This window comes from Bacillus sp. AK031 (genome assembly GCF_053903065.1).
This window is the reverse complement of sequence record NZ_CP096424.1, coordinates 1,746,242-1,771,052: the sequence shown is the minus strand read 5'-3', so window position 1 is coordinate 1,771,052 and position 24,811 is coordinate 1,746,242. Positions and strand designations below refer to the sequence as shown.

Annotated in this window: 27 protein-coding genes; 9 read left to right on the top strand and 18 right to left on the bottom strand. The window is 40.8% G+C overall.

Annotated elements, in window-relative coordinates; genetic code table 11:
- Nucleotides 1–2: 2 nt before the first annotated feature.
- The 7 genes from M1E09_RS08935 to M1E09_RS08905 all read right to left on the bottom strand — a co-directional run bounded on the left by M1E09_RS08935 (nucleotide 3) and on the right by M1E09_RS08905 (nucleotide 4,098).
- Nucleotides 3–377 (bottom strand): hypothetical protein, encoded by a 375-nt coding sequence (locus tag M1E09_RS08935; protein ID WP_456274486.1) that lies wholly within the window; start codon nucleotides 375–377, stop codon nucleotides 3–5.
- A 338-nt stretch (nucleotides 378–715) separates the two neighbouring features.
- Entirely contained in the window at nucleotides 716–886 is a 171-nt protein-coding gene (locus M1E09_RS08930) for a hypothetical protein (protein WP_456274485.1), read from the bottom strand.
- 102 nt (nucleotides 887–988) lie between these two features.
- Nucleotides 989–1,933: a nucleoside hydrolase gene (locus tag M1E09_RS08925; protein WP_456274484.1), complete on the bottom strand. Its 945-nt coding sequence runs from the start codon at nucleotides 1,931–1,933 to the stop codon at nucleotides 989–991.
- A gap of 402 nt (nucleotides 1,934–2,335) precedes the next feature.
- Nucleotides 2,336–2,539 (bottom strand): cold-inducible protein YdjO-related protein, encoded by a 204-nt coding sequence (locus tag M1E09_RS08920; RefSeq protein WP_456274483.1) that lies wholly within the window; start codon nucleotides 2,537–2,539, stop codon nucleotides 2,336–2,338.
- Nucleotides 2,540–2,689: 150 nt separating this feature from the next.
- Nucleotides 2,690–2,890 carry a cold-shock protein gene (locus tag M1E09_RS08915; RefSeq protein WP_006834898.1) on the bottom strand — a complete coding sequence of 67 codons (201 nt, stop codon included), beginning with the start codon at nucleotides 2,888–2,890 and terminating at the stop codon, nucleotides 2,690–2,692.
- A 259-nt stretch (nucleotides 2,891–3,149) separates the two neighbouring features.
- Nucleotides 3,150–3,281 (bottom strand): YuzL family protein, encoded by a 132-nt coding sequence (locus M1E09_RS08910; RefSeq protein WP_456274482.1) that lies wholly within the window; start codon nucleotides 3,279–3,281, stop codon nucleotides 3,150–3,152.
- Nucleotides 3,282–3,330: 49 nt separating this feature from the next.
- Nucleotides 3,331–4,098 carry a nucleotidyltransferase domain-containing protein gene (locus M1E09_RS08905; RefSeq protein WP_456274481.1) on the bottom strand — a complete coding sequence of 256 codons (768 nt, stop codon included), beginning with the start codon at nucleotides 4,096–4,098 and terminating at the stop codon, nucleotides 3,331–3,333.
- A 102-nt stretch (nucleotides 4,099–4,200) separates the two neighbouring features.
- Here M1E09_RS08905 and M1E09_RS08900 point away from each other — a divergent pair, with 102 nt between their 5' ends.
- The 5 genes from M1E09_RS08900 (at nucleotide 4,201) to M1E09_RS08880 (ending at nucleotide 10,821) form a co-directional block, all read left to right on the top strand.
- Complete coding sequence (locus M1E09_RS08900) at nucleotides 4,201–5,721, top strand: spore germination protein (protein WP_456274480.1); 1,521 nt, start codon at nucleotides 4,201–4,203, stop codon at nucleotides 5,719–5,721.
- A 15-nt stretch (nucleotides 5,722–5,736) separates the two neighbouring features.
- Nucleotides 5,737–6,849 carry a GerAB/ArcD/ProY family transporter gene (locus M1E09_RS08895; RefSeq protein WP_456274479.1) on the top strand — a complete coding sequence of 371 codons (1,113 nt, stop codon included), beginning with the start codon at nucleotides 5,737–5,739 and terminating at the stop codon, nucleotides 6,847–6,849.
- Nucleotides 6,846–7,994: a Ger(x)C family spore germination protein gene (locus M1E09_RS08890; protein WP_456274478.1), complete on the top strand. Its 1,149-nt coding sequence runs from the start codon at nucleotides 6,846–6,848 to the stop codon at nucleotides 7,992–7,994. The genes M1E09_RS08895 and M1E09_RS08890 overlap by 4 nt, the downstream gene beginning before the upstream one ends.
- Nucleotides 7,995–8,092: 98 nt before the next feature.
- Nucleotides 8,093–9,610: an HD-GYP domain-containing protein gene (locus tag M1E09_RS08885; protein WP_456274477.1), complete on the top strand. Its 1,518-nt coding sequence runs from the start codon at nucleotides 8,093–8,095 to the stop codon at nucleotides 9,608–9,610.
- Between the two features lie 131 nt (nucleotides 9,611–9,741).
- Nucleotides 9,742–10,821 (top strand): AI-2E family transporter, encoded by a 1,080-nt coding sequence (locus tag M1E09_RS08880; protein ID WP_456274476.1) that lies wholly within the window; start codon nucleotides 9,742–9,744, stop codon nucleotides 10,819–10,821.
- A gap of 99 nt (nucleotides 10,822–10,920) precedes the next feature.
- On the opposite strand, the gene M1E09_RS08875 is transcribed toward M1E09_RS08880, so the two are convergent.
- Entirely contained in the window at nucleotides 10,921–11,259 is a 339-nt protein-coding gene (locus tag M1E09_RS08875; RefSeq protein ID WP_456274475.1) for a DUF1033 family protein, read from the bottom strand.
- A gap of 163 nt (nucleotides 11,260–11,422) precedes the next feature.
- Between M1E09_RS08875 and M1E09_RS08870 the strand changes: the two genes are divergently transcribed.
- The gene (locus tag M1E09_RS08870) at nucleotides 11,423–11,878 is read left to right on the top strand and encodes a cupredoxin domain-containing protein (RefSeq protein ID WP_456274474.1); all 456 of its coding nucleotides are present in this window, start codon (nucleotides 11,423–11,425) and stop codon (nucleotides 11,876–11,878) included.
- A gap of 391 nt (nucleotides 11,879–12,269) precedes the next feature.
- Here the strand turns inward: M1E09_RS08870 and crcB (M1E09_RS08865) are convergent, their stop codons facing one another.
- The 7 genes from crcB (M1E09_RS08865) to M1E09_RS08835 all read right to left on the bottom strand — a co-directional run bounded on the left by crcB (M1E09_RS08865) (nucleotide 12,270) and on the right by M1E09_RS08835 (nucleotide 18,013).
- Nucleotides 12,270–12,620, bottom strand: a complete 351-nt coding sequence (gene crcB / locus M1E09_RS08865; RefSeq protein WP_456274473.1) for a fluoride efflux transporter CrcB — start codon at nucleotides 12,618–12,620, stop codon at nucleotides 12,270–12,272.
- On the bottom strand, nucleotides 12,617–12,997 hold the full coding sequence (gene crcB, locus M1E09_RS08860) for a fluoride efflux transporter CrcB (protein WP_456274471.1): 381 nt from the start codon (nucleotides 12,995–12,997) through the stop codon (nucleotides 12,617–12,619). The genes crcB (M1E09_RS08865) and crcB (M1E09_RS08860) overlap by 4 nt, the downstream gene beginning before the upstream one ends.
- Before the next feature lie 201 nt (nucleotides 12,998–13,198).
- Entirely contained in the window at nucleotides 13,199–14,137 is a 939-nt protein-coding gene (locus M1E09_RS08855) for a metal ABC transporter substrate-binding protein (protein WP_456274470.1), read from the bottom strand.
- Nucleotides 14,138–14,192: 55 nt separating this feature from the next.
- Entirely contained in the window at nucleotides 14,193–15,050 is an 858-nt protein-coding gene (locus M1E09_RS08850; RefSeq protein ID WP_456274469.1) for a metal ABC transporter permease, read from the bottom strand.
- Between the two features lie 5 nt (nucleotides 15,051–15,055).
- Nucleotides 15,056–15,796, bottom strand: a complete 741-nt coding sequence (locus M1E09_RS08845) for a metal ABC transporter ATP-binding protein (RefSeq protein WP_456274468.1) — start codon at nucleotides 15,794–15,796, stop codon at nucleotides 15,056–15,058.
- Nucleotides 15,797–16,096: 300 nt separating this feature from the next.
- Nucleotides 16,097–16,222, bottom strand: a complete 126-nt coding sequence (locus M1E09_RS08840; protein WP_456274467.1) for a hypothetical protein — start codon at nucleotides 16,220–16,222, stop codon at nucleotides 16,097–16,099.
- A 642-nt stretch (nucleotides 16,223–16,864) separates the two neighbouring features.
- Nucleotides 16,865–18,013 (bottom strand): D-alanyl-D-alanine carboxypeptidase family protein, encoded by a 1,149-nt coding sequence (locus tag M1E09_RS08835; RefSeq protein WP_456274948.1) that lies wholly within the window; start codon nucleotides 18,011–18,013, stop codon nucleotides 16,865–16,867.
- Nucleotides 18,014–18,243: 230 nt separating this feature from the next.
- Between M1E09_RS08835 and M1E09_RS08830 the strand changes: the two genes are divergently transcribed.
- From M1E09_RS08830 to M1E09_RS08820, 3 genes are all read left to right on the top strand, one after another.
- Nucleotides 18,244–18,522 carry an acylphosphatase gene (locus tag M1E09_RS08830; RefSeq protein WP_456274466.1) on the top strand — a complete coding sequence of 93 codons (279 nt, stop codon included), beginning with the start codon at nucleotides 18,244–18,246 and terminating at the stop codon, nucleotides 18,520–18,522.
- 183 nt (nucleotides 18,523–18,705) lie between these two features.
- Nucleotides 18,706–19,317, top strand: a complete 612-nt coding sequence (locus tag M1E09_RS08825) for a 5-bromo-4-chloroindolyl phosphate hydrolysis family protein (protein ID WP_456274465.1) — start codon at nucleotides 18,706–18,708, stop codon at nucleotides 19,315–19,317.
- Nucleotides 19,318–19,332: 15 nt separating this feature from the next.
- Entirely contained in the window at nucleotides 19,333–20,484 is a 1,152-nt protein-coding gene (locus tag M1E09_RS08820) for a toxic anion resistance protein (RefSeq protein ID WP_456274464.1), read from the top strand.
- A 36-nt stretch (nucleotides 20,485–20,520) separates the two neighbouring features.
- On the opposite strand, the gene M1E09_RS08815 is transcribed toward M1E09_RS08820, so the two are convergent.
- The 3 genes from M1E09_RS08815 to M1E09_RS08805 all read right to left on the bottom strand — a co-directional run bounded on the left by M1E09_RS08815 (nucleotide 20,521) and on the right by M1E09_RS08805 (nucleotide 24,800).
- Nucleotides 20,521–20,700, bottom strand: coding sequence for a hypothetical protein (locus tag M1E09_RS08815; RefSeq protein WP_456274463.1), 180 nt, complete (start codon nucleotides 20,698–20,700; stop codon nucleotides 20,521–20,523).
- 41 nt (nucleotides 20,701–20,741) lie between these two features.
- On the bottom strand, nucleotides 20,742–22,319 hold the full coding sequence (locus M1E09_RS08810; protein WP_456274462.1) for a cation:proton antiporter: 1,578 nt from the start codon (nucleotides 22,317–22,319) through the stop codon (nucleotides 20,742–20,744).
- 561 nt (nucleotides 22,320–22,880) lie between these two features.
- Entirely contained in the window at nucleotides 22,881–24,800 is a 1,920-nt protein-coding gene (locus tag M1E09_RS08805) for a vWA domain-containing protein (protein WP_456274461.1), read from the bottom strand.
- Between the last annotated feature and the right edge of the window lie 11 nt (nucleotides 24,801–24,811).

Genomic DNA, 24,811 nt, shown 5'->3' with positions numbered 1-24,811 from the left:
CCTTATTCATAGATCAGTTTGGTGACAGTATTAATTTCCAATGGTGTTTTCAGACTGATCGAAAAGATTGATTTCAGGAAGTGAACCCCTGCGAGGGGCAGAGCTGCGGAGCGGAAGGACGACGGAGAAAGCGGATGGGTGCCGGTAGTCTGATTCATGGTTTTTGTTTTCCAACCTGATAATAACTCTATTATAACCTCTTCGATCACCTGCCGTCGATCCATCTTCCTCATTTTACGGAATGTCCTTCGTCCTCTTTGCACATTTGACCAGAACTCCCCCTGAGCCCTTTGCATTTTCAACCACTCTGGGTCACTAATATCAATAGCGGAGTATTGCTTAAATAAATCAGTGAACTTTTCTTTTGGATTTTCCATTTCATTATGGTGTTGGTTAAACTTATCAATAGAATAATCAGCTGATTGTTTAAATCATGTAAGATACAGCTCTTCTTTATTTTTGAAATAATTTTATACCGTTCCTTTACTGATCTCTGAATCCCTAATGATATCACCTATGCTTGTAGTGCGGTAGCCATTTTCACTAAAACATCTTTTGGCAAATCTTTTCCATGTCGACCCAATGTGCGGATTGTCCTTCATCAGGGATATCAATGGTTACTGATATTGGCTTAGCTGTCTAACAGCCTAATCATGCACAAAAATCAAGACCCATTGATCGAATCAAAAGGTCTTGACTAGCATTTACAATTTAATTAGAACCAGCGGAATCCAGGTTTACTGTCATCTTCTTCTTTTTCTTCAGCTTCAACATCTTCCTGTTCGGCTTTTGGCGCTCCTCTCCAAAATGAATCCCAAACACTATGTTTCGGCTTTTCTTCTGCTGCTTCCACTTCTGCTTCTATGTCAACTTTTTTCTTAGACATACAAATACCTCCTTTGAATAGGCTCCCGGTAATGGCCGGTAAGGAAATCGACATTACATACTATTCAAAGAAACTCATATCGTTTAGGCTATTGACTGATTTTCACTTATTTCCTTTCACTTCACTCATCAATATCGTTAAGACATTTTTTAAATAATCTTCATACTTGAAATCGATATTAATATAATGGTTGGATTTTGGATCTTCTTTCATATCACGAAAATCAGCATAGGTAAACCCTTTCGTCACATCATCTGTAGAGATGGAGATTTCTTTTTGGACCAGAGTCGCCTTCTCGCGGTTTGTCAGTAAGTAAATTGTATACAAGTCATGAAGCGGCACTCCTTCAAGCCCAGGCTGCAATTTTTCATATGCTTTTCTGTAAAAGTTGAAAATCGGCAGGAAGATGCTGCCGAACTGGTTTCTGCTCTTTTCTGATAGAAGCTGTATATGCTCCAGCTTAAGCTGGGCATATTGGGTAACATTTAATGGAGCAACATAAACGGGGAGTCCAGATTCAAGCACAAATCTGGTAGCAGTGGCGTCGCCATGGAAATTAGCTTCGGCAATCGGCGTGATATTCCCGGGAACCAAAAAAGCTCCTCCCATCAAATATACCTCTTTGATGCTGTCTTTAATAAAAGGATAAAGATTAAAAGCAAGTGCCATAGAGGTATTTCTGCCAATATCAACAAAATATAGGTCATCATTTTGCGAAGTAATATCCAGAATTGTCGAGAATGGATGGGCTTTATAGATAAATTTTTCCGGAATTTCAATCGGACCGATTCCGTCTTCACCATGGATGGCGGGATAATAGGGTTCATATTCCCCTGTAAGCGGCTTGGAGGCTCCAGTGATGACTGGTATATCCTCCCGGCCTGCAACAGACAATATATAGGCTGCATTCTTGGTCGCATCTTCTTTACTGACATTGCCGAAGCCTGTTACAATCGCTTTCAGATCAATCTCCGGGTTGCTTAATGCATAAATGATTGCAAATGTGTCATCGATGCCCGGGTCTGCAAATAGGACGACTTTTTTCATTGCAGCTCCTCCTTTTAAAAATCTTCCTGACATCAAAGCATATTCGTGAATCAGCAAATTTAACCATGATTAGCCCATTTTCAAAACGTTATTTATCCAAGGGTCAAACTTTTTCCGTTGGTTCAGACTCTTGGTACTCTTTTAGCGTGTCTTCTTCTGTCCGAATGCACACTGGTTTCGGACTAACGATCTCCTTTTGGGTTCGTTTCTGTCCAAATCCTCCCCTGATTTGAACTCAAAATCCTCTTTTGGTATGTTTTCTGTCTGAATCAACCATGCATTCGGACTCGGTTCCCCTGTTGATGACCTTTTCTGTCAGAATCACTTTTTCAGCAGCAGCGGCACTCCCGAATAAATAACAAAAAACTTCCTAAAAGAATAGGAAGTTGAATGATCACGGTACTATTTTGTTGTTGGGTGCGGGTTATCCACAACTTGAAGAACTTCTGATGAAGGGACCATTTCGCTTTTGCAAAGCGGACAGTGAGGTGTTTCTTCGCTTTTGAAGTTATCCCTCATCCAGCCTTTGCAGCCTTCAGCTGAACATTTCCATATTTTTGTTTCTTCTGTTTTGATTTCTTCTTCATTTCTTCTTCCAAATGCCATCGTGTCATTACCTCCTTTTTCATTACAAAGCCATTTCAGTTTAACTGCTTACAGAAGCATGTCCGGCTGCAGGTATCCTTGAAAGGGCCTTACAAAAATAGCTACCCTGTTTCTGGTGGGTAGCTATTTTTTAGCTGAAGCTCGCTAAAATTATAATTTTACAACGTTAGCTGCTTGTGGTCCGCGGTTGCCTTCAACCACTTCAAATTCCACACGCTGACCTTCGTCAAGAGATTTGAAACCTTCACCAGTGATCGCACTGAAATGTACGAATACGTCGTTTTCGCCTTCAACTTCGATGAATCCGAAACCTTTTTCTGCGTTAAACCATTTTACTGTACCTTGTTTCATGAGTAGAAACCTCCAAAAAATAAGAAAAATTTTAATATGTTACTTTTTTAAAAAATAAAAATTCACATATTATAAAAAGTACCGGCGGAGAAAGGCGATCACTTTTTATAATATGTGAATGGCTTTCGGTTTTGCGGTGTTTCAAATATTAATTCTGATACTCCTATTATAGTACATTAAACGATTTTGTCAAATAAGTAAATGGTAATGCTTTCCGTTTTAATGAATTTTTTTGGAGAGCCAAAAGGCCCTCCTGTTTTTACTTTTTGTTCTTTTTACGGGAGGATTCAGCAGGTACACCGCCAGGCAGCTCACTCATGGTAGTCCCCTGGCCCTCCACCTGCGCAGAACCCAGTCCCGCCTTGGACGGGTCTTGTTTTTTCTTAGCCATAATATCACCTCAGCAATATTATTGGATAAACAAGGGTGAGTTATGACAGCTATTTTTCAATCGGACTTCTCATTTTCCAACCGTCGATTGAGAAACCTCCCATCCTGTTAAGTACATGATGGCAGAGCTTTGCAAAGTTCTGAACCATATCATCTTTTTCCGACGCATCGACAGACTGGATGAATGCCAATGCAAATTCTTCATCCGGGAATGGCGGCTTCAGGTATTTCTGCAGATACACCGGTTCTTTCAGATAAGATCCGATTTGATAATAAGGAATGGCTTCTATACCTAAGAATTGACAGTATTGATCAAACAGGGCCTTTAATGAATTGTGATAAACAAAACAGAAATCCTCCCGGTTGTTTTCATGAAGGTCTTTCAGGTTATCAAGAGAATCCCATATGCTGTATTTGATAAATTCCACAGATGTTTCCGAGATTTCTTCAAACGGCTTTGCCAGCCAATTCTCAGCTTCTTTTTTCAAATCAGCAATTGTCCCTTCTCCATCCCTTAAGATTTCTCCCGTAACAAATTGCACTGCTGCATGAGTTCCTCTATCGTTGTAGTCTTCTTTAAAATACTTTCGAATTTGTTCAGGGGGATTGCAAAAATATTCTACGAGGAACCCATTGACGACCCTGTTGCCTCTTTCCCTCCATTTGGTTCCATTCTTCAATACAAGATGAACATCAATGTCAGATCGTTTTGAAGGATTACCTGTTACATAGCTTCCGCATACAAGGACTCCTGAAAGTTCTTTGACATTTTTCCACTCTTTCAAGAACACATCAAGCGCTTTTCTCCAATCATTCAATCAATATCACTCTTTCTGTATATATTCTGTTGGTAATATCGGTAATAATTTCAGGTAATCAAGGACAAAATACAAAAAAATAATGGTTAAGGATGTTTGGGCATGGTATTCAAATGGCGTGAAAAACAAAGAAGAGAAGAAGAAAAGTCAATAGCCCACAGCCTCAACTTAGAAGGCTTAAAAGAAGAAATTCAAGATTCTTTAAAACAAAGCTGCGATATCATTTTTCATGAGATTGAAAAAGATGGGAACACCATTCTGATCATTTATTTAGAAGATATCATAAATCCCGATCAACTTCAGCAGCACATCATAAAGCCTCTTGAGAAAACGGCCGAATGGACTGACCCTAAATGTATTGCTAATTCAATCAATATCGGTAAAATATCCATCACGAACCGCCTGATTGATATTATAGAAGCAATCATAAATGGCCATGCTTACATTTATGCAGAAGGCCAAAGCAGCGGCGTGTTGGCAGATATTGCTCAAAAAGCAAGCAGAGGCCTTGAAAAGGCTGAAACCGAATCCCTTGTATTCGGGCCTAAAGTTGCTTTTACCGAGTCAATATCGACCAACCTGAACTTGATCAGAACCAATGTGAATGATCCAAATTTGTGCGTTGAGCAATTCCACCTTGGTTCCAGGGTCAAAACGAAGACCTATCTGATCTATATCAAAGATATTGCTGATGAGGAAAATGTTAATACATTTAAGCAGCGGATGAAGGACCTTGAAGTTGATAGTATTATTGACAGTTCTGTATTGGCACAAATGATAGAAGATAATTCTTACACGGTTTTTCCTCAGTTGATCACGACAGAGCTTCCTGACCGGTTCAGTATTTCCTTATTACACGGAAAGGTCGGTATATTGGTGGACCATAGCCCGCAGGCAATCGTAGGGCCTTCCACTTTTTTGAATTTCTTCGAATCCACTGAAGATATTTACATGAGATGGAATATGGGGTCTTTCTTAAGAGTTCTCCGCTTCTTAGCTATATTCCTGTCAGTGCTCCTGACTCCAGCATATGTCGCCGTTCTGACTTACCACTACGAGGTCATCCCCTCCTCTTTACTGGTTTCACTCGGGGAATCGCGTTCAAAGGTACCATTTCCGCCTGTTTTCGAGGCGCTGCTTCTTGAATTCATTATCGAGCTTCTGAGGGAGGCGGGGGCACGGCTTCCAACGAAAGTCGGCCAGACAATGGGTATCGTAGGCGGTATCGTCATCGGGCAGGCCGCAGTAGAGGCAGGATTTACAAGCAATATTTTAATTATCATCATTGCGATAAGTGCACTAGGTTCTTTCACAGCCCCAAGTTATGCTATTGGGACTGCAGTAAGGATCATCCGCTTCCCGATCATCATTTGCGCAGGACTCTTTGGAGGAGTCGGAATCATGTTCGCCTTTTCATTCCTGCTGATTCACCTGTTAAAGCTGTCAACCATAGGCACACCGTATTTGTCGCCTGTATATCCCCTCGTGGTTTCCGACTTGAAGTACAGCTTGTTCAGACTTCCCCATCAATTCATGGGGAAACGTCCTGAATCCAACTCGACAATCGATAATGAAAAAATGAAAGAAAGAAAGAAAACGGAGAAAAAAGACGTAGACGAATAATAAAGGGTTGTGTCTATGAAAATTAATGTCGATCCACCTAAAGGCCTGATGTTTAATTCATTCTTCATTATGTTTGTAGTCCATGTAGCGCAAACCGGTGTAGGTATTGCAGGGCTTCCGCGAATTATTTTCCTTGAAAGCGGAAATGATGCCTGGATATCGGTATTATTATCAGGGGTCCTTTTAGCGTTTGCCATCACAGTCATCGTGCTTTTATTAAAAAATTATGAGAGTGCAGATCTCTATGGAATTCATAAAGACATCTTCGGAAAATGGGTAGGCTGTTTATTCAGCCTTGCTTATATAGGGTATTTATTTCTTATTGCGTACCTTGTTATCATGCACTATACCGAAATGGTCCAGGCGTGGATTTTCCCTCAGCTGCCAACCTGGCTGCTGACTGGACTGCTTATATTTTTGACGGTCTATGCTGTTCTTGGCGGTGTAAGAGTCATAGTCGGCCTCAGCTTTTTGACCTTTATTCTAACGGCATGGCTGGCCCTTATGTTGTATGCACCCTTAAGGTATATTGACTATACCCACTTCTTTCCGATTTGGAACCACAGCCTTAAGGAGATCGGCACGGGAGTATACAAAACGGCTTTTTCTGTCATTGGATTTGAACTCTTGCTGCTTCTTTACCCGTATGTAAAAGACAAGAAGAAAATCCTCAAATTTTCATTGTATGGTATTGGATACACCACATTCCTCTATACCCTTGTTACCTTTGTATCCATTGGCTTTTTCTCTGAAATGACACTGGAAAAAACGATCTGGCCGGTCCTTTCCATGTTTAAAATCGTGCGGATCCCGAACCTTGAACGGTTTGAGTTCATTGCCGTTTCCTATTGGATGCTCGTCATCCTTCCAAATATATGCCTCTATTTCTGGGCAGCCACCAGAGGCATAAAAAGGGTAACGGGATTTAAGCAGCGAAAATCGATTTTTCTGTTTGCCATTGCTTTGTGGATCTGTACATTTTTCATTGATCAGAGAATTGAGATGAATATGTTCACGGATAAAACCGCTACAGCGAGCTTTTTTTTAACATTCCTTTACCCGCTCCTTCTTCTGGCACTCGTCATGTTGAAGAAATTCGCAAAAAAACTTAAGGGGGAATCAGCATGAATAGAATCCCTTTTGTCCTGATCCTCATATCTGGATGCTTACTTCTATCAAGTTGTGTAGAAACCCGTTATCTGGAAAAACAGGGTCTCATTACGGCTGTGGGCTATGATCAATCAGAAGAGGATAGAATAACCGGTACGCTTGTGTTTTATCAATTCAATCCTTCCATGCAAAATCTTTCCACAGTCATATCCGGCGAGGCAGATACAAGTAAAGGGATAAGGAAGTCCGCCAATATGGAGACTGACCATAACCTCGTTTCCGGACAATTGCGGGTAGCTCTTTATGGAGAAGAAATCGCCAAAAAAGGAATCAGTTCCCTTGTAGATTCACTTACAAGGGATGCTTCCATAGGCAACATGGTTTTCCTGGCGGTCGCTGATCCTAGTGCGAAAGAAATTTTATCCTTCCAGCCAAAGAGCCAGCCTTCCAATATGGGAACCTATCTATATAACCTGATGCAGCTCAACGTAAAAAGTGAAACCATTCCGAATCCGACTCTCCAGGAGTTCCTTACGAGCTATGGCTCGATTGGTAAAGATGCCATTCTCCCCTATTTATCCATCATCGAGGGAAAAGTCGGGATTACCGGCTTCGCCTTATTTTCAGATGATAAACAGGTTTCAGTCTTGGAAAGAGAAAAAGTATTCTATATACGCTCCTTGCTCAACCGGATTAGCACCGGAAGTGTTGAAGTCAGCATCCCAAAAGAAAACCTCATGAAGGAAATCAAAGCAGCACAACCTGAAGAAGAACCAAAGGATGGAGACATGCTTCATGTCATGTTGGACAATATCAATAGCAGCCACAAAATCGAAGTATCAAACAAAAATAAACCAGCTTTTGATATTCGGCTAAAATTAGAATTGCGAGTTTTGGAAATGTCTGCTCCACTCAACCTATCAGAAGAACCAGTGTTGAGAAAGTTAGAAGATGAATTGACAAAAGCCATGACAACGAAGGGAACTGAAATTTTATATGAAATCCAGGAAACCGGCTCGGATCCCGTCGGTTTTGGCACCTATTACAGGGCAGTAAGCAGAGGGAAGGAAGTAACCAAGGAAAATTGGAAAGAAACGTATCCTGAAGCTGAATTCACTTATGATATTGATGTTAAAATCGTCCGTACTGGTGTCATTGACTGACATTGCCCCTCCTGCCAATATAATTGGCGGGACTTTTTATTTCAAAGCTGGTTATTATGCATTATAATAGCAGAATAAGTAGATTCACGGAGGTACAAATGCTCATATATAAGTCTTTTCAAAAAAGAATGTTATATAATTACCTTTTTGGCTCCCTTATTGCAGTATTCGGTGTAGGATCGGTGTTTATCTTTCAAACTCTCGATTTGCCCCGCAGCCAAAGCCATTATATGTTCCTGATTCTTTTGCTTTCGCTTCTAATCATGTTTTCTGCTGAATTCTTTGTCTTCACTAAACACCTAAAACCATTGAAAGCAATTTATAAGAACCAAAAATTTTCTTCTGCTGAAATCGAGAAAGCCTTTCAACAAGGCTTACATTTTCCGCTGCTGACGGTCAAACGAATCATGCTGCCTCATTTTCTTGGACTGGCAGTGCCTGCATCGTTGTTGGCGTTTTATTTTATCAGTACACAAAAACTGACTTTTCCACTGTCATACATTGGCTATGCGTGGGCTGGTGCGTTTCTTGTAGCGGTCATGCATGCGCTGATTGAGTTTTATTTAACCTTTCACACTGCTGCCCCTTTGCTTACCGACCTGGCCGATAAGGCTCAAAAGCTGCATGGCGTCAACTTATTCAAGGAGAATAATTTTTACATAAGCATAAAAAGAAAATTGCTGATCGGATCTTTGTTTCTGGCCCTATTCCCGGTCCTGCTTTTCAGCCTTGCCTCACAGGTACGCCTTTCACTGACCACAGAACCATTAGCGGATTATTGGACTTGGGCCGGGCTGCTGATTTTCATCATCCTGGTACTGGCTTTTCTAGGTACCGTATTGCTGTTCAAAAATATCGAACAACCTGTTACAGAATTACAAAAGGGCTTTAAAGATATTGAAGAAGGACACCTTCACCATCTGACAAATCCATATTCAGATGAATTCTCACAACTGATCAATGGGTTTAATAACATGGTCACTTCAATACAGTTAAAGGACCAGAAAAACGACCAATTAATCGCGAGCTTTTTTAATGTTATAGCAGGTACTCTGGATGCAAGGGACCCCTATACAGCAGGACATTCCAAACGAGTTGCCGACTACGCAGTCATAATTGCAGAGCGTGCAGGATGGGCAAGAAACAAGATAGATTTACTGAAAAAATCAGCTCTCCTCCATGATATTGGGAAAATCGGCGTTAGAGATGAGGTATTGCTTAAAGATGGACGGCTTACTGAGGAGCAATTCGCGCAAATAAAGCTCCATCCTGTCATTGGTGCAGCAATTCTCGAAGGGGTCGATTTAACTGAGGAACTTCTGCCTATTCTGCCGGGGGTTAAATATCATCATGAAAGATATGACGGCAAAGGCTATCCTGATGGCCTGCAAGGAGATAACATCCCTGAATTCGGCAGACTGATAGCTGTTGCAGATGCTTATGATGCAATGACGTCCGACAGACCTTATCGAAATGGCATGAGCAGCTTGAAGGCCCTTTCCATCCTCCAGGAAGGTAAAGGCACTCAGTGGGATCCTTTATTTGTGGATTATTTTATAGAAGTTCAAGAAAAAAGTGCCAGATTGAATGTTGAGAAAGCTTCTGCCCTAAGGTAGAGGCTTTTTTATTACGCTGTTCGAGGCTCTCACAGTATGACTTATCCTTGAGATTAAAGTTTTGAAAAGATAATAATAGAGAATATATATAGGAAGGAAATATTTTATACTTTAACTGGGAGTGAATCTTTATGCCACAGGGAAAATGGTTCCGCAGGGGATATGCGGTTGCACTTATTTTGTTAATCATCTACTTGGGAACCCTGGTAGATTTTATTTTCAGGCCCATTACCGTTCTTGTAACAGCTTTATTTGGACCGATAGTACTCGGCGGAATACTTTATTATCTTCTTCGGCCGCTGGTCAATTTTTTATCCAGGAAAATACCGAGACCCCTTTCCATCCTGCTCATCTATCTGGCCGCAGCCGGGTTAGTTGCCGGAGTGATATTCTACATCGGACCGATTCTCCAAAGACAAGTCAACAGCTTGATTAATAACACACCGGACATCATTCAAAATTTACGGGAGGCGTTGTTGAACCTTCAGCAAAATGAATGGGTCTCACGCTTTCAGCAGGGCGAACGTTTTTCACTCGAAGATTTAACCAACCGCCTCACAGCTTATTTAGATACAGTAGTTTCCACCATTGGTTCAAACTTTATGAATATCATTAGCACGGTTACCAGTATCGTGATATTAATTATTCTCATTCCGTTTGTCCTTTACTATATGCTGAAAGACGGAAACAAACTATCGGATAAGGTATTAAAGCTGGTACCTAAAAAACATGAAAAAGAAGGAAAAAAAGTCTTAAGCGATATGGATGACGCGTTAAGTTCCTATATACAGGGACAAGTCATTGTCAGTTTTTGTGTCGGTGTACTGGTCTATATCGGATATCTTATCATTGGACTCGACTATTCATTGGTTATATCCATTCTGACGATGCTCACGAATGTCATTCCGTTCGTCGGCCCCTTCATCAGTTCAGTGCCAGCAGTCATAGTGGGCTTCTTGCAAGAGCCTATCATGGCACTATGGGTCATCATTGTTATTCTTGTCGTTCAGCAGATTGAAGGAAATCTCATCTCTCCGCAAGTAATGGGAAGAAAACTGGATATCCATCCGTTGACAATCATTTTGCTGCTGGTTGCTGCAGGACAATTCGCTGGATTCCTTGGACTCCTTCTGGCAGTACCCACTTATGCAATCGCAAAAGTGATTTTCATCCATCTATACCGTTTCATTAAATTACGTACAGATTTATAACTTGAATTTGATTATAGAAAAAGACTGCCAGGATGCTTATTTCCTGGCAGTCTTTCTTTATTTAATGCAATTCCCCTATGAACGACCTTTGAACAATATTTATTCTTCTAAGGCGCCTATAAGAATCTCTTTCTCCTCTTTTGAAAAAACCTTTGGCTCAGCATCCTTCATTAAAATCAGTCCATGATATAACTGTAAGTCGTCATCGCATGCTTCGCAAAATACTTTTTCTTCTTCATTCCAGAAGGCTACAGTATTCTTTTTTTCTTTGAAATGGTTAAATGTATGTTTGCTTATCTTTACAAGATTAATAAATTGGTGAAATGCTTCCTTTTCAGTTGGAAACTCTTTCTCCTCGGATATATCCTTCTCCCAGTCAGGAAAGAACCACCAGGGCTCTGACTCGCCTTTTATTTTTACCACTTTCCATGATGTCATAGTAAACACCTCCAAGGGCTACGTGTGTATTGTACAAAATTCTGAATAGGATAGAAACTTATCTGCTTATTTATTGCCTGTCTTGTAGTACTTATTCAATTTTTAGACAAGTTATCGGTGGACGGGGCATATATTCATATTAGATAAAGGAGGTTTTTTAATAGTGAAGTTCGTCGTTTTGAAAAAAGGGTCTCTTATATTATTTATTATCGGTTTTGTCGCTCTATCACTTGGGGCTGTCTGGATGCTGCTTCCGAGGGAGTCTTATCCGACAGTCACCATGAATGGGGAAAACCCGGATGTACAAGTAATCAAGCTTGTTACAGGGGAATTCTCCTCAACTACCGACAGTGGTGAAGAAATTGAAGCATATAGGTGGGACCCCGGGACTATCGTGGTAGACAAAGGAAAGGAAATTCAATTCCGCATCTATGGAGTGAATGGGAATTCTCATCCATTTTATATTGAAGGAACCGATGTAAGGGGAACTGTCAAAAAAGGGGAAGAATCAGTCTTTAATGTAACTTTTGATAAGAAAGGCACCTATAAACTTGTATGTGAAGCACATCCAACCATAGAGAAGAACGGCCCTATGATCGGGTATATTGTTGTTAAATGATAAAGAGGCTGGGACAAAACCTCTTTTCGCAATGAATGTGTCTGAGTAAAAAGAATGGATTTCCGCTCCAGGTGCACGACTCCGCGGGCGGGCGGTGAGCCTCCTCGGCTTTGCCTGCGGGGTTACGTTCCAGTGGGTACGTAACCTTGGTCTCACCTGTCCCGCTAGTCCCGCAGGAGGTCGCGCACCTTCCGCTCCAATCCCCCTACGTTCAGGGAGCAGCGGTAAATAACCTTATAAGTAACATCTTTAAAAATTTTAAGATAAGAGCGTAATAACATGAATGTACCGCATGAAGTCAAGAGTATATAACCTTGACCTCATGCGGCTTTATTTTCGGTAATTCTACTTGTATCAATTAATTTTTCAACTTTTGTCCCAGCCTCTTTGTTTAGTATCCAATTATCAATCCACAATAAGCCGCTATCAGGCCTCCTGCATAGCTGCCAGCCAAATATTGCAACGCCTTTATTTTCTTCCCAGTCTTGAAAAGTTTAAGCGTTTCAACTTTGAATGTTGAAAATGTGGTAAATGCACCTAGGAACCCGATTGCCGTAAACGCATATACGTTTCCATTCAGCCCTAGCCCTATCAGTAAACCGAGGAGAAATGCACCTGTAAGGTTTACAATCATTGTTGCAAGCGGAAAAACGGGATGATAGTTGGACTTTACGGTATTGGCGATTAAAAACCGGAAGATCGCTCCTATAAAACCACCAACAGCAATCCAAGCCAACGTCATCCGTGATCCCCCTTTCTCTCATATACAGCCATCCCCATCCAGGCAAAGACCAAACCGCCAATTCCACTAAGCAGCAGATAAAGAAATGCAAGGGCATAATGATGATCTTTTACCAGCCCGATTGTTTCTACACTAAAAGCAGAAAAAGTCGTAAAAGATCCAACGATACCTGTTCCGACTGCTGAGCTTAATGCGGGTGAAATGTTGTGTTTAACAAAAGATTCTGTAAGCAATCCAAGGATGAAACACCCTGCGAGATTTGCTACAAGAGTTCCATAAGGAAAAGATGGCGGGTTTAAGTGCAGTAGAGCATTTCCCATCAGATATCTGCAGACACTGCCAACTGCGCCACCCAGCCCAACAAGCAAATAAGCCATAACTGTTCCTTTCTCTTTAAAAAATAAATAAGTTCCACTTTCTATTCTAAAGCTTTTTCAAGAAAATAAAAAGAACGCTCCTCCAGCCGGCCGGGTTCATTACTGGTAGTGGAAAAGAATCAAAGATTGGTAACCAATCGCCGTTCAAAAAACTCCCGCCAACCAGTTTTCACTGAATGCGGGAGCTGAATGTGAGCTTACTTACTTGGTTAACCCTTCCCTGATCGTTTTGATATTCCACTCCATCATAGAAATATAGGTATCACCATCTTCACCAGGCTCAGCCAGGGAATCTGTGAATACTTTACCCATGATAGGCACATTTGTTTCCCTCGACACTGCTTCCATACTGCGTGCATCGATACTTGTTTCCAGGAAAAGTCCTGTGATTTCTTTTTCATTGATGATATCTACGATTCTTGTAATTTGGTCTGGGGTTCCCTGATTTTCCTGGTTGATCTCCCAGATATATTCTGCATTGAACCCATATGCTTCACTGAAGTATTTAAATGCGCCTTCACTCGTTACAAGAACTCGTTGTTCTTCGGGGATTTCATTGAAATTCTTTGTGGCTTCATTGTGTAATTTTTCTAACTCAGCGATGTATCTTTCTGCATTTTTCTCATAAACTTCTTTGTTTTCTGGATCAACTTTTATTAACCCGTCCCGTGCATTTTCAGCATATTTGATTCCATTTTGAATATCTAACCATGCGTGAGGGTCTTCTTCACCTTCTTTTCCTTTTGTTGTAAGGTACTTCGCATCCACCCCTTCACTCATAAGAAAAACAGGTGCGTCATCTCCATCTTTCCCTGCCGTTTCCATCAGCTTGTTAAACCAAGAATTCCCTGCTTCCAAGTTCAACCCATTATAGAAGACAGCGTCTGCATCTGTCGTCTTTTTAACGTCTTCAGGAAGCGGGTCATACTCATGCGGATTAGACCCGATTGGAGCCAAGCTGTGAATATCAACTAAATCACCGCCAACATTTTTGACAATGTCATATACTATGGAATATGTGGCAATCACCTCTATCTTGCCTTCTCCTTCTTCTGCATTTCCTTGTTTTCCTTCTCCATTGCACGCCCCTAATATCATAAGTGTAAAAAGCGAGATTACGAAAAGAGATAATTTCTTCATGATCTTATTCCCCCTGAATATAAATTGAATTTAATTGAATTTAATTGAATTGCCTCTAGACCAATGCCGAACGCTTCTTCTTCGCTTTTAACGCCTTCCAGAGCAGTCCGTGCTTAGGAGAGAACATGAAAACCAAGGCGAAGATTGCTGTTGCTGAAATAACAATTGTTGCACCTGAAGCCAGGTTGTAAGTAAAGCTGAAGTAAAGCCCTGCAACAGAAGAGATTATGCCAATTCCTGCTGCGATAAAAATCATCAGCCACAGCCGGTCCGTCAGCAGATAAGCCGCAGCTGCAGGAGTTATTAACATTGCTACAACCAACACGATGCCGACAGTTTGAAGGGACGCGACCGTCACCATAGTAAGCAGGGCCATCAGGAAGTAATGAATCAGCCTGACAGGCAGGCCGTAAGCGGCTCCCATCGTTTCATCGAAGGATGTAACAAGTAACTCTTTATAGAAAAGGTAAACTGCTGCGAGTACAAACAAACCGATTCCTAGTGTAATCCACATATCAGAAGGCCGAACAGCTAACACATTGCCGAATAGGATGTGATATAAATCTGTACTGCTTTTTAGCATTGTGATAATGATAATCCCAGCAGCGAACATGGCGGTGAACATAATCCCGATTGATGTATCGTGTTTGATCCTGCTGTTCTGGCTTACAAATCCGATGGCGACAGCTGTAAGGATGCCGGTGAATACCGCTCCGAAGAAAAAATTAATTCCAAGCATGTAAGAAATTGCTACACCAGGCAATACTGCATGTGAGATTGCATCTCCCATTAAGGCCATCCCCCTCAAGATAATGAAACAGCCAATTACCCCGCATATAATTCCCACCATTATTGAAGTAAGAAGTGCTTTTTGTAAAAAACCATACTGCATAACTGCATCAACAAATTCCATTGATCCTAAACCCCCATTTCATTCAAGAATGCAAACTGCCCTTTATACGCCTTTTCAATCACACTGGATTGAAAAACTTCACTCACACTTCCATAACTAATCAATTCTTTATTAAGCAGAATCACCTGATTAAAGTATTCCGTTGCTTTGCTTAAATCATGGTGAACCACCATCACCGTTTTCCCCTGGCTGCATAATTCTTTGAGTATCTTAACGATCGTTTCTTCGCTTGATACATCCACTCCCACAAACGGCTCATCAAGAAAAAAGATTTCTGCTTCCTGGGCCAGTGCCCTTGCCAAAAAAACACGTTGCTGCTGCCCTCCTGATAACTCCCCGATTTGACGTTTGCTGAAGCCTTCCATGCCTACTCTCTTCAAGCATTCATATGCCCAATCTTTTTCCTTTTTCTTCGGGCGGCGGAACCATTTCAAACCAGGGAAAGTTCCCATCAGGACAGCATCCAGCACGGTGATTGGAAAATCCCAATCAATGTCGTTCCTCTGAGGTACATAGGCAATCTTTTTTCTTACTTCCTTAACCGTTTCACCCAGTATTCTCACATCCCCTTTATCCCTGGGAATAAGGTTAAGCATAGATTTCAAAAACGTAGACTTGCCAGCTCCATTCGGTCCGATAATCCCCACCAGATTACCGGCATCGATCGATAAGCTGACTCCTTTTACAGCCTCGTTTCCATAGTATGAAACATGCAGATCTTGTATTGATATTGCAAGATTAGCCACACTTATTCCTCCTTCTTAAACCTGACACCTTTTTGAATAATTTACTTTCCTAACCCATTGCACGCTTCTAAGCTTCGAACTCAATCTTTGATGAAATCACATAAATTTACACAAGCTAATTAATTTGCTCTCAACCAACTTTTGGCTTAAAAAAATTTACACTCTTAACCATATGATTAGCCATGATAACATGAAAATTGTCCACGCAACAAAAAGTTTCCCTTACGCAAAATATATATCCTGCATCAAGATATGTCAACCATAATCTTCAGAATAGTTAGCATACCCTAAAGATAAATTTTAGAGTTTTTCTATCCGTTTGGTTACAGATATTTTCTTGAGTTCTTCTTCATTAATAATTCCAAGGGCTTTAAATACATGGGCATACTTGATCATTTTTCGTTGTATTCTACTTGACGTGTACACTTTCACCACCCCTTAATTTAGTATTAATAAATTATATTCACTCCCCTTAAAATGTTTCCTCCGCGCAAAATAAATTCGCGAATCAAATTCTTGTAACTGCCTATAAATAGCAAAAAAGCAGCCCGAGGGCTGCTTTTTTATTTGAATGAATTTATTTTAGATTTACTCTATTTACTATTGTTTGTTGTATATTTTATCAAACATCACATTTAATAATCTAAAATTATTTGTATGATGTACCGGGTTGTTCTATTGGTAAATTGCCCTAAGACAATGAAAGCCCTTCCTCTCGATCATCCTTATGGCTCCTAGGCCACGCCAGTGAGAAATAGGGGAAAATCTAGCAATAACATTTTATCATACAACTTTCATTCTGCTTTGCATCGGATAATTGTTCAGCCTTTTTGCTGGATTGAAAAGGCAGCCTTATGTTCACCGTCAAGCATACGGCAATAAGGAAAAGTCGATCAAGCTATGTTGATCTTCAGAAGAAAATTTCGATGTACTACTACGGAGACTAGTAGTCAGCAAGACCTGACTTTTATGTGATTTTGTAACCACAATCACTCACTATACACTCTTTTTATACTTTTGTCAATCAGAAATAAGCCGGGACACTGTCCCGGACTTTTCCCTTGGCTGTCAGGCCGTTATTCTGTTCCTGACAACTGCTGTTCCCGCTATCAGGAGCAGTCCAAGGTAAAGATAAATTGGATAGAAAACAAGCTGGCTTTTCATCATTGCCGAACTCTCTTTATTTTCTTTTTCCTTCTTATTCACTTCAGGTTTTCCTGTAGCCATCACCAGGCTGCTGATTGCTTGCTGCTCTCCATCAGACATAAGGATTAGATTTCCCGATTCATCAACTGACAGCTCATCTTCTTGATTGATATTGCTGGTGTAAATGATCTCTTCCGCTGAATAGAAATCATCTCCGGCAAGGCTGAAATGCTCCCCCTTAGGGATCACTCTGTGCTCAAACTGATTCAGCCCGTAATTCAACAGGGCTTCCGTATCCTGGTAAATAGCTGTTTTTGATTGAGCTTTAAGCAGCACAACCGTCAATGAAAGATTGTCATTCGAAGCAGTTGTAATCAAGGTATGTTTTGATTCATCCACATACCCGTTTTTACCCCCGGTAACTTCAGGATAAGGGATTTCCCCTTTAACCATTTTATGATGATTAAAGAGGGTAGTTTCCCATCCCTCTCCTTTCCAGTCAACTTCTTTCAATGAGAAAAGCTCTGTGAATGTGTCATTCTTCATGGCATAAGATGTAATTAAGGCCATATCTTCAGCAGTGGTGTAATGGTCCTCTCCATAAAGGCCATGGGGATTGCTGAAATGCGTGTTTCTGACCCCTGCTTTTTCTGCAAGAAACTGATTAAGATTTTTGCTGAAGTCGTCAACAGAACCGGCTAGATGTTCAGCAATTGCAACTGCTGCGTCATTTCCTGAGTTGATCATCATGCCTTCAAGCAGCTGTTTGAGTGGCATTTTCTCGCCCTCAAGCAAGTACACTGAAGACCCCTCTGTCTCTGCTGCGTTCTTACTGATTGTCACGCGACTGTCTAAATCACCATTTTCAATGGCATAAATGGCCGTCGCCGCTTTTGTAATACTCGCAGGTGACATACGCTTTTGAGCATTTTTCGCATAAAGGACAGTTCCTGTTTCAGTATCCATCACGATACCGCTTTGACTAAAAAGCATAGACGGCTGCTGGTTTTCTCTAGTTTCAGCTGCAGCTGGCTGAATTGTTATAAATAATAAAATAAAGACAATTATCATTTTCCTCACAGAAGGTTCACCTTCCTAAATATATGTTTTAAAAGACTACTAAACATTTTATCAAAAAATAGTGCTTCTCAACCATTGAAATCTAAATTTAACAGTGCTGAGACTAGATTGTTGTATTACTTAGCCGCCTCTGCCAAAAGGGTGTGAAAATAGTAACATTAGCAGATTACCTCCTCATGTTTTAGGGAATAAAGGTAACGACAGTTTTGGGGAGGATTAGCATGACAAGAAAAGTGCATTTATTCATTGAAGGACATGTTCAAGGAGTAGGGTTTCGATATTTCACTAAAAACAAAGCGGATGAATTACACGTGGCCGGCTGGGCAAAAAATCTTGATAATGGATCTGTTGAAATTATTGCTGAAGGCGGAGCAGAGGAAATCGAAGAATTTGTGACCTTTGTGAAAGATGGGGCAAGCCCTGCATCCCGTGTAGATACCTGCCATATTAATGAAATCGAATCAGATGGCCAATCCGAACAAACATTTAAAACCCTTTAGATATTGAAAGACTGGCAGTAGTTACACTGGCCAGTCTTTCTTGTTATGATTAATATATTAAAGTAAAACTACAAACTAATTCACCATATTATGCAGGATTTCTGAAACTTTTATAGTATTCAATCGTATTAAATAGTAATGAAAAATTATTCATCAGTGAAGTAAGAATAAGGAGTAGATAACATGAAATCCATACCATTGACAATCTTAAGGGCGTTTACTGCTATCAATGGTTTTTTTATTACCTCGATAGTGATGATTTTTGGCTATGATCAATCGTTTTTCCTTGGTGCCGCAGGCGGGCTGGCTGCCGGATATTTTCTTTCGTTGACGGTGAAGTGGCTGTATACGAAACGTTTCTTAAAGAAAAACGGAATTTCTTTAAAAGATTACCGTTATATAGATAAAAACTTAAAGGACGCCAAATCCAAGATCAAACGGCTGCAAAAAGCACAATTCCAAGTCCGCTCATTAGGAGCCTTTAAGCAAATACTTGAGTTAAACAGGCTGTCCCGAAGAATTTACTCGATTGTTCGCAAAGAACCGAAAAAGTTCTACAAAAGTGAACAGTTTTTCTTCTACCACCTCGACTCGGTTGTGGAACTTTCCGAAAAATATACTTATCTTGCGACGCAGCCGATTAAAAATGACCAGGTATTTCAATCTATCAAAGATGCAAAACGAACGCTTAATACGTTGGAAGATTCACTCCAGGAAGATCTTATGCATGTCCTCTCGGAAGATATCGAGACACTGGATTTTGAATTGGATGTAGCCCGCAAACATAAAAAATAACAAAGGAGCATTATCATGGACTCAAAAAATACAACCGACTATAGAAATGATGATTTAGAAAGCTTGCTGGCCGATCCTTTTTCCGGCAAAACCCATCAAAACAGCGAGATTCAACAGGCACCGGTAATGCTTGCAGACAGGCTCACACCTGAGCATAAGCAAAAAGCACAGGAAATCGCAAACCAGATTGATATGAAGAACAGCCAGGCCATTTTGGAATATGGTACTGCCGCACAGGCACAAATGTCTAATTTTTCCCATTCGATGCTTGACCACGTCCAGAAAAAAGATGTCGGTCCTATTGGAGACGTTTTGAATGATTTGATGAAAAGATTGAAAGAAATGAATCCAGAGGAACTATCAGATGAAAAGAAAGGCTTTGTGAAGAGGCTATTTGGCAAACTATCAAGTTCCATCCAGGAAGTTCTCTCAAAGTATCAAAAAATCGGCAGCCAGGTCGACAGGATCTCTGTTAAGCTGGAGCATTCCAAAAATGTACTTATCGATGACAATCGATTTCTGGATGAGCTGTATGAAAAGAATAAGACGTACTTCCAATCACTTAATATCTATATCGCGGCTGCTGAACTGAAACACGAGGAACTTTCTTCAGTAACGGTTCCTGCTTTAAGAAGAAAAGCAGACACTACCCAGGACGATATGGCTTATCAGGAAGTCAATGATGCCCTTCAGTTTTTAGACAGACTGGAAAAGCGGATACATGATTTGAAAATCAGCAGACAAATGACCATTCAAACGGCTCCGCAGATCCGCCTGATCCAGAATACGAATGGTGCACTTGCCGAAAAGATCCAGTCCTCTATTCTGACAAGCATTCCGCTTTGGAAGAATCAGATAGCCATTGCTCTTACTCTATTTCATCAAAAAAAAGCTGTTCAAGCTCAAAAGCAGGTATCTGATACGACGAATGAATTACTTCTTAAGAATTCACAAATGCTTAAAACAAACAGCATTGAAGCCGCCAAAGAAAATGAGCGCGCCATCATTGACATGGAAACATTGAAGAAAACACAGGAAAATCTTATTTCAACAATTGAAGAAACGTTAAGAATCCAGCAGGAAGGACGTTCTAAACGCCAGCAGGCGGAGAAAGAATTGCTTTCAATGGAGAATGATTTAAAAAACAAGCTTATGCATCTGAAATAACAAAAAAGGCTGATTGCTCAGCCTTTTTTGTTTGAATTAATATCCTCCGCCACCGCCGTTACCACTGTGTCGGTTAATGTCAGCCATGGTTTGTGCGTAAGCATAATCTTCATTATCATTCTGGCGTTCTTCAGAGTATGATTTACCCTTATAATCATGATATACAGCATAAGCAAGGACTAAAACGAAAGGAATTGCAAAATAAACCCAAAACATTTTCTCTGCCTCCTTTTCACCATTATACCACAAAATGGATATTAATGTTTATCCTCCACGTTTACAATTGCATCAGTAATATGTTCATGTTCCCGCTCTGCAGTTTCATTAGAAATGATTTCTTCTTTAAGCAATTTGTCAATTGCCTCATATTCCGCATATAGTGTATGTTTGCGCAAGGAGACCATCTGGTCCTCTTTTAACGTAGGAATCTTATCAAACAATTCATTTAATTGCGCTTTCAGCATATCAATCCTTTTCTCATACGCATCAATCAGTTCTTCTGAAACAGGGTCCGTAATATAAAGTTTTTGCTTCACCCTGTGGATTTCTGAAATAGCCGTTTCATAGCGGTGCAATTGCGCTATCAGCTTCTCAAACTCCAAAGAACCTTCCTGTTTCGGCTTCACTCCGAGCAAACCGATTAAAGGCTTGATTGTAAGGCCTTGTATGACCAATGAAAACAGGACGACACTAAATGCAAGAATCAATATATCTTCACGTGAAGGGAAATCTCTTGGCAAACTAAGGACAAGCGCGACAGATAACGACCCCTTCACCCCTCCCCAATTGAGAATGTGTTTCCACTTTACCGGAAAACTCTTGATGATCGACAAGCTTGTATAAACGGCAATACTTCTTGCAATAAGAACGATCGGAATGGCAGCAAGGATTAATTCCCACTTGTCGAGCAAGTCGATCCTCGTTATTTCCAAGCCGACCATCAAGAAGACGAGAGAGTTGGCAAGCAATGCGGCAACATCCCAGAAATTATTGATATTCAGCTTGGTTGTCGGGCTCATGCCAATCTTTCCTCCATAGTTCCCAAAGATCAAAGCAGCGACTACTACTGCGATAACACCTGAAGCATGAACGCTCTCAGCCATTAGAAATGAACCATAGAACAAAATGACGCTAAAGATGATTTCGAGCGGATAGTCATCGAAATACTTTGTCAAGATGGAGAATCCGAAACCGAGAGATCCGCCAATGATCAGTCCGAGTGAAACAACCCTGATAAATTCCCAAAGTCCACTTCCGAGCCCTGCCCATCCTGCATCAATATAGGACAGTAAATAGAATGCGGAAATATTGAAGAGCACTACAGCCAGACCGTCATTGAACAAGCTTTCCCCTTCAATGACTACTGCCAGCCTCTTATGGACTCCTACACTCTTAAAGATGGATAAGACACTTACAGGGTCGGTTGCACTCATTAAGGCAGCGAAAACGAATGCGGCAGGTATTGAAAAATCAAAAAAGTAATAGGCACTGAAGCCAATCACTAAGTAAGATAAAAATGTTCCTGCAAAGGCAAGAGAAAGAATTGGCTTCTTATTTTCTTTCAAATGGGAAAATGGCAGTTTCAATGCTGCTTCCCCTAATAAAGCTGGAAGGAAGAGAGTGATGATGACAAAGTTAAAAATCTCCCCTTCTGTAATAAATTGCTTTAAGGGTTCAAGTACCGGGATATTGAACAACCCAATCAGCGCCCCGACGATCACTAATGCAATCGGGTAAGGCTGTTTGAATTTTTTTGCCACCGCAGTAATGCCGGCAGCAATCATTACAAGAATCAATCCTAGTTCAAAAATATGATGCAAGTCCAGTTCGTGCATATAATTACTCCCTTTCTTCTTATTTACCTTATTATGTAATTTTTCTGTTTTTCAAATAAAATGTTATCTGATTTCCGTTCCAGGTGTGCGACTCCGCGGGGCGGGCGGTGAGCCTCCTCAGCTTTGCCTGCGGGGTTACGTTCCAGTGGGTACGTAACCTTGGTCTCACCTGTCCCGCTAATCCCGCAGGAGGTCGCACACCTTTCACTTCAATCAACCAATTATATTACCCTGAAGCCAGATACGTTTAAAAACATCATTAAATGTGCGGCTTCATACAGTCTTTATTATTTCCCGATTCATACCTGTTCCCTAGGCTAACAAGCTTTGTAACTGTTTATTATCAGTCGGCGCAATTCCAATTGTAACACTTCATTACATAAATATGTAATGCTTCAAAATATTGGACTAATTGGATAGTGTTTTTCCATTCTTTATATAATAACCTTTACCTCAATACGTAAAACCAAAAAGAGGCCGTCTGAAATGGTCTTCCACCGCATTCATCTCAATGTAGTATTGACACATTGGTGCGGGGACCATCCAGACAGCCTCTTCTCTTTATATACTTTTTATTAAAAGCCTGCGCAGCAGGGGAAACAACACATCAGGCAGTTCCTCTACATCGGAAACAAGAATACTGAATTTACCATAGATATTCTCGATCATCTTGCGCTGCCCTTCTGTGATTTCTTCATTGGAAAGAAACACATTGATCACTTCTATTCCTTGTTTCCTTGCATGCAGAACAGCTTCATGTGTATCAACTATCCCATTTTGCTCATAACCAAATGCAGCCGGTTCCCCATCAGAAAAAACGAGCAGAAACTTTTGCTTTTCACTTCGCTGTATCAGTCTCTCTGACATCAGCCTGATAGCAAAGCCATCTCGATTATCTTCTTCAGGCTGAAGGCTCATTATTTCCGCACCACTCCCTGTATTCAGGCTGCTGCTGAAATCAAGTGCAGCTTTCATGTAATTTGGTTGTTTTGTTTCTGTGGCATGATTGGTATCTTCCCAGAAACCTACTACTTCATGTGGCACTCTCAGCGATTTTAACGATTCATGGAACAAAGTAATGCCAAGCTTCGTTTGTTCCATTTTGTCGTACATCGATGCTGAGCAATCCACTAGCAGTGAGAAAACAGCATCAATCTCAGTAGATGGATTCTGCTTCTTATAAAATAAACGGGGATTCTCATCTGTCATGAACCTGAGTAGTTTTTTGTTTAAGCGGCCGAAATGCAGATCGCTTCGCGGCTGGATTTTTTTGTGCTCCAAAGTCTTTTCAATCATCTTTTGCAGTTTTTTCTGGTAAGGGGATATAAGTCCCTTATTCCTATCATAAGCTTTCATATCCTGATAGTCGGGAGTTTCAGGTTTGAGAAATATCGGATAGGCGAATCGGTTTTCTTTACCGTACTCCCATTCTCCCCCACCGCTTTCTTTTTCTCTATCCTGGCGGGCCGCTTCCATTTGAGAGTAATCATTATTCTTCGTTTCTTGTGAAGAGCCCTGTACCATTCCAAGAGCTTGGTCTCCCTCATCCCCTTCTCTGACCCCATTTCCCATAAGGTCAGATTTTGACCCTTTATCCAGGTCGAATTGCAGGAAAGAATCCCCTTTATCACTTGTTTCACGGTGCCAGGTTCTCATCTCTTCCTCAAACACTTCTTCTTCTCCTGTGGATTCCTCCTCAAGGACATCATCATTTTGCAATGGATCTTTTCTCTTCAGGTCTTCGATTGTCAGTCCTTGACTGTCTTCCCAATAAACCTTTTCAGGCAAATGGAAGTACTCGTTGAGCATATCCTTGTCAAGTATCTCTTCGAACACCTCCATAAGTTCCAAACAAATTTTGCTTACTTCCTTGGTAGATGAAGTCTCAAACAACATCAAGAGAGTATCTTTAATAAACGGCATCGCCAAATCGATTCGATCATTGATAGAAGATACTTCTTCAAGGGGTGACTGAGCATTCAGGATTAAATACATGCTGTTGAACAGCGCATCTGTAAAGACGCTCTTAACAAGGTTCACTTTCAACTGGGAAGTAAAGTGCTGCCTATACAGGCTTCTCCTGATGGCAAAAGCTCTTTTCGTTCCCGGTCTTTCATGTTTGCAGATTTCCTCGAGTCTTATATCCTCTCCGAGCACAAAAAGCTGCTTTCCCAGGTTTGGAAGCTTAGTTTTCTTGACTCTGTCTATATAAGCAGCGGTCTCAGAAAAATCGGTATGTTCAAGGTTTCCAATCGTTCTCAGGAATATATCACTTTTCAAACCGTTTGTTTCCTCTTCTTTACTCCGGTGATCCCAAAAATGGGTGACATAGACTGTATCATTTTTGACATCCATATAAGAATGCGGTCCATATTCCAGTTCCATCTCACCTTTTTTTGAAAGGGTCTTCGCTAAATCCGACAGCTCCATAAATAGAAAAGAATCAATGGTCTCGTCATTAAACTGTATAAATCTGCGCATAATACCATCCC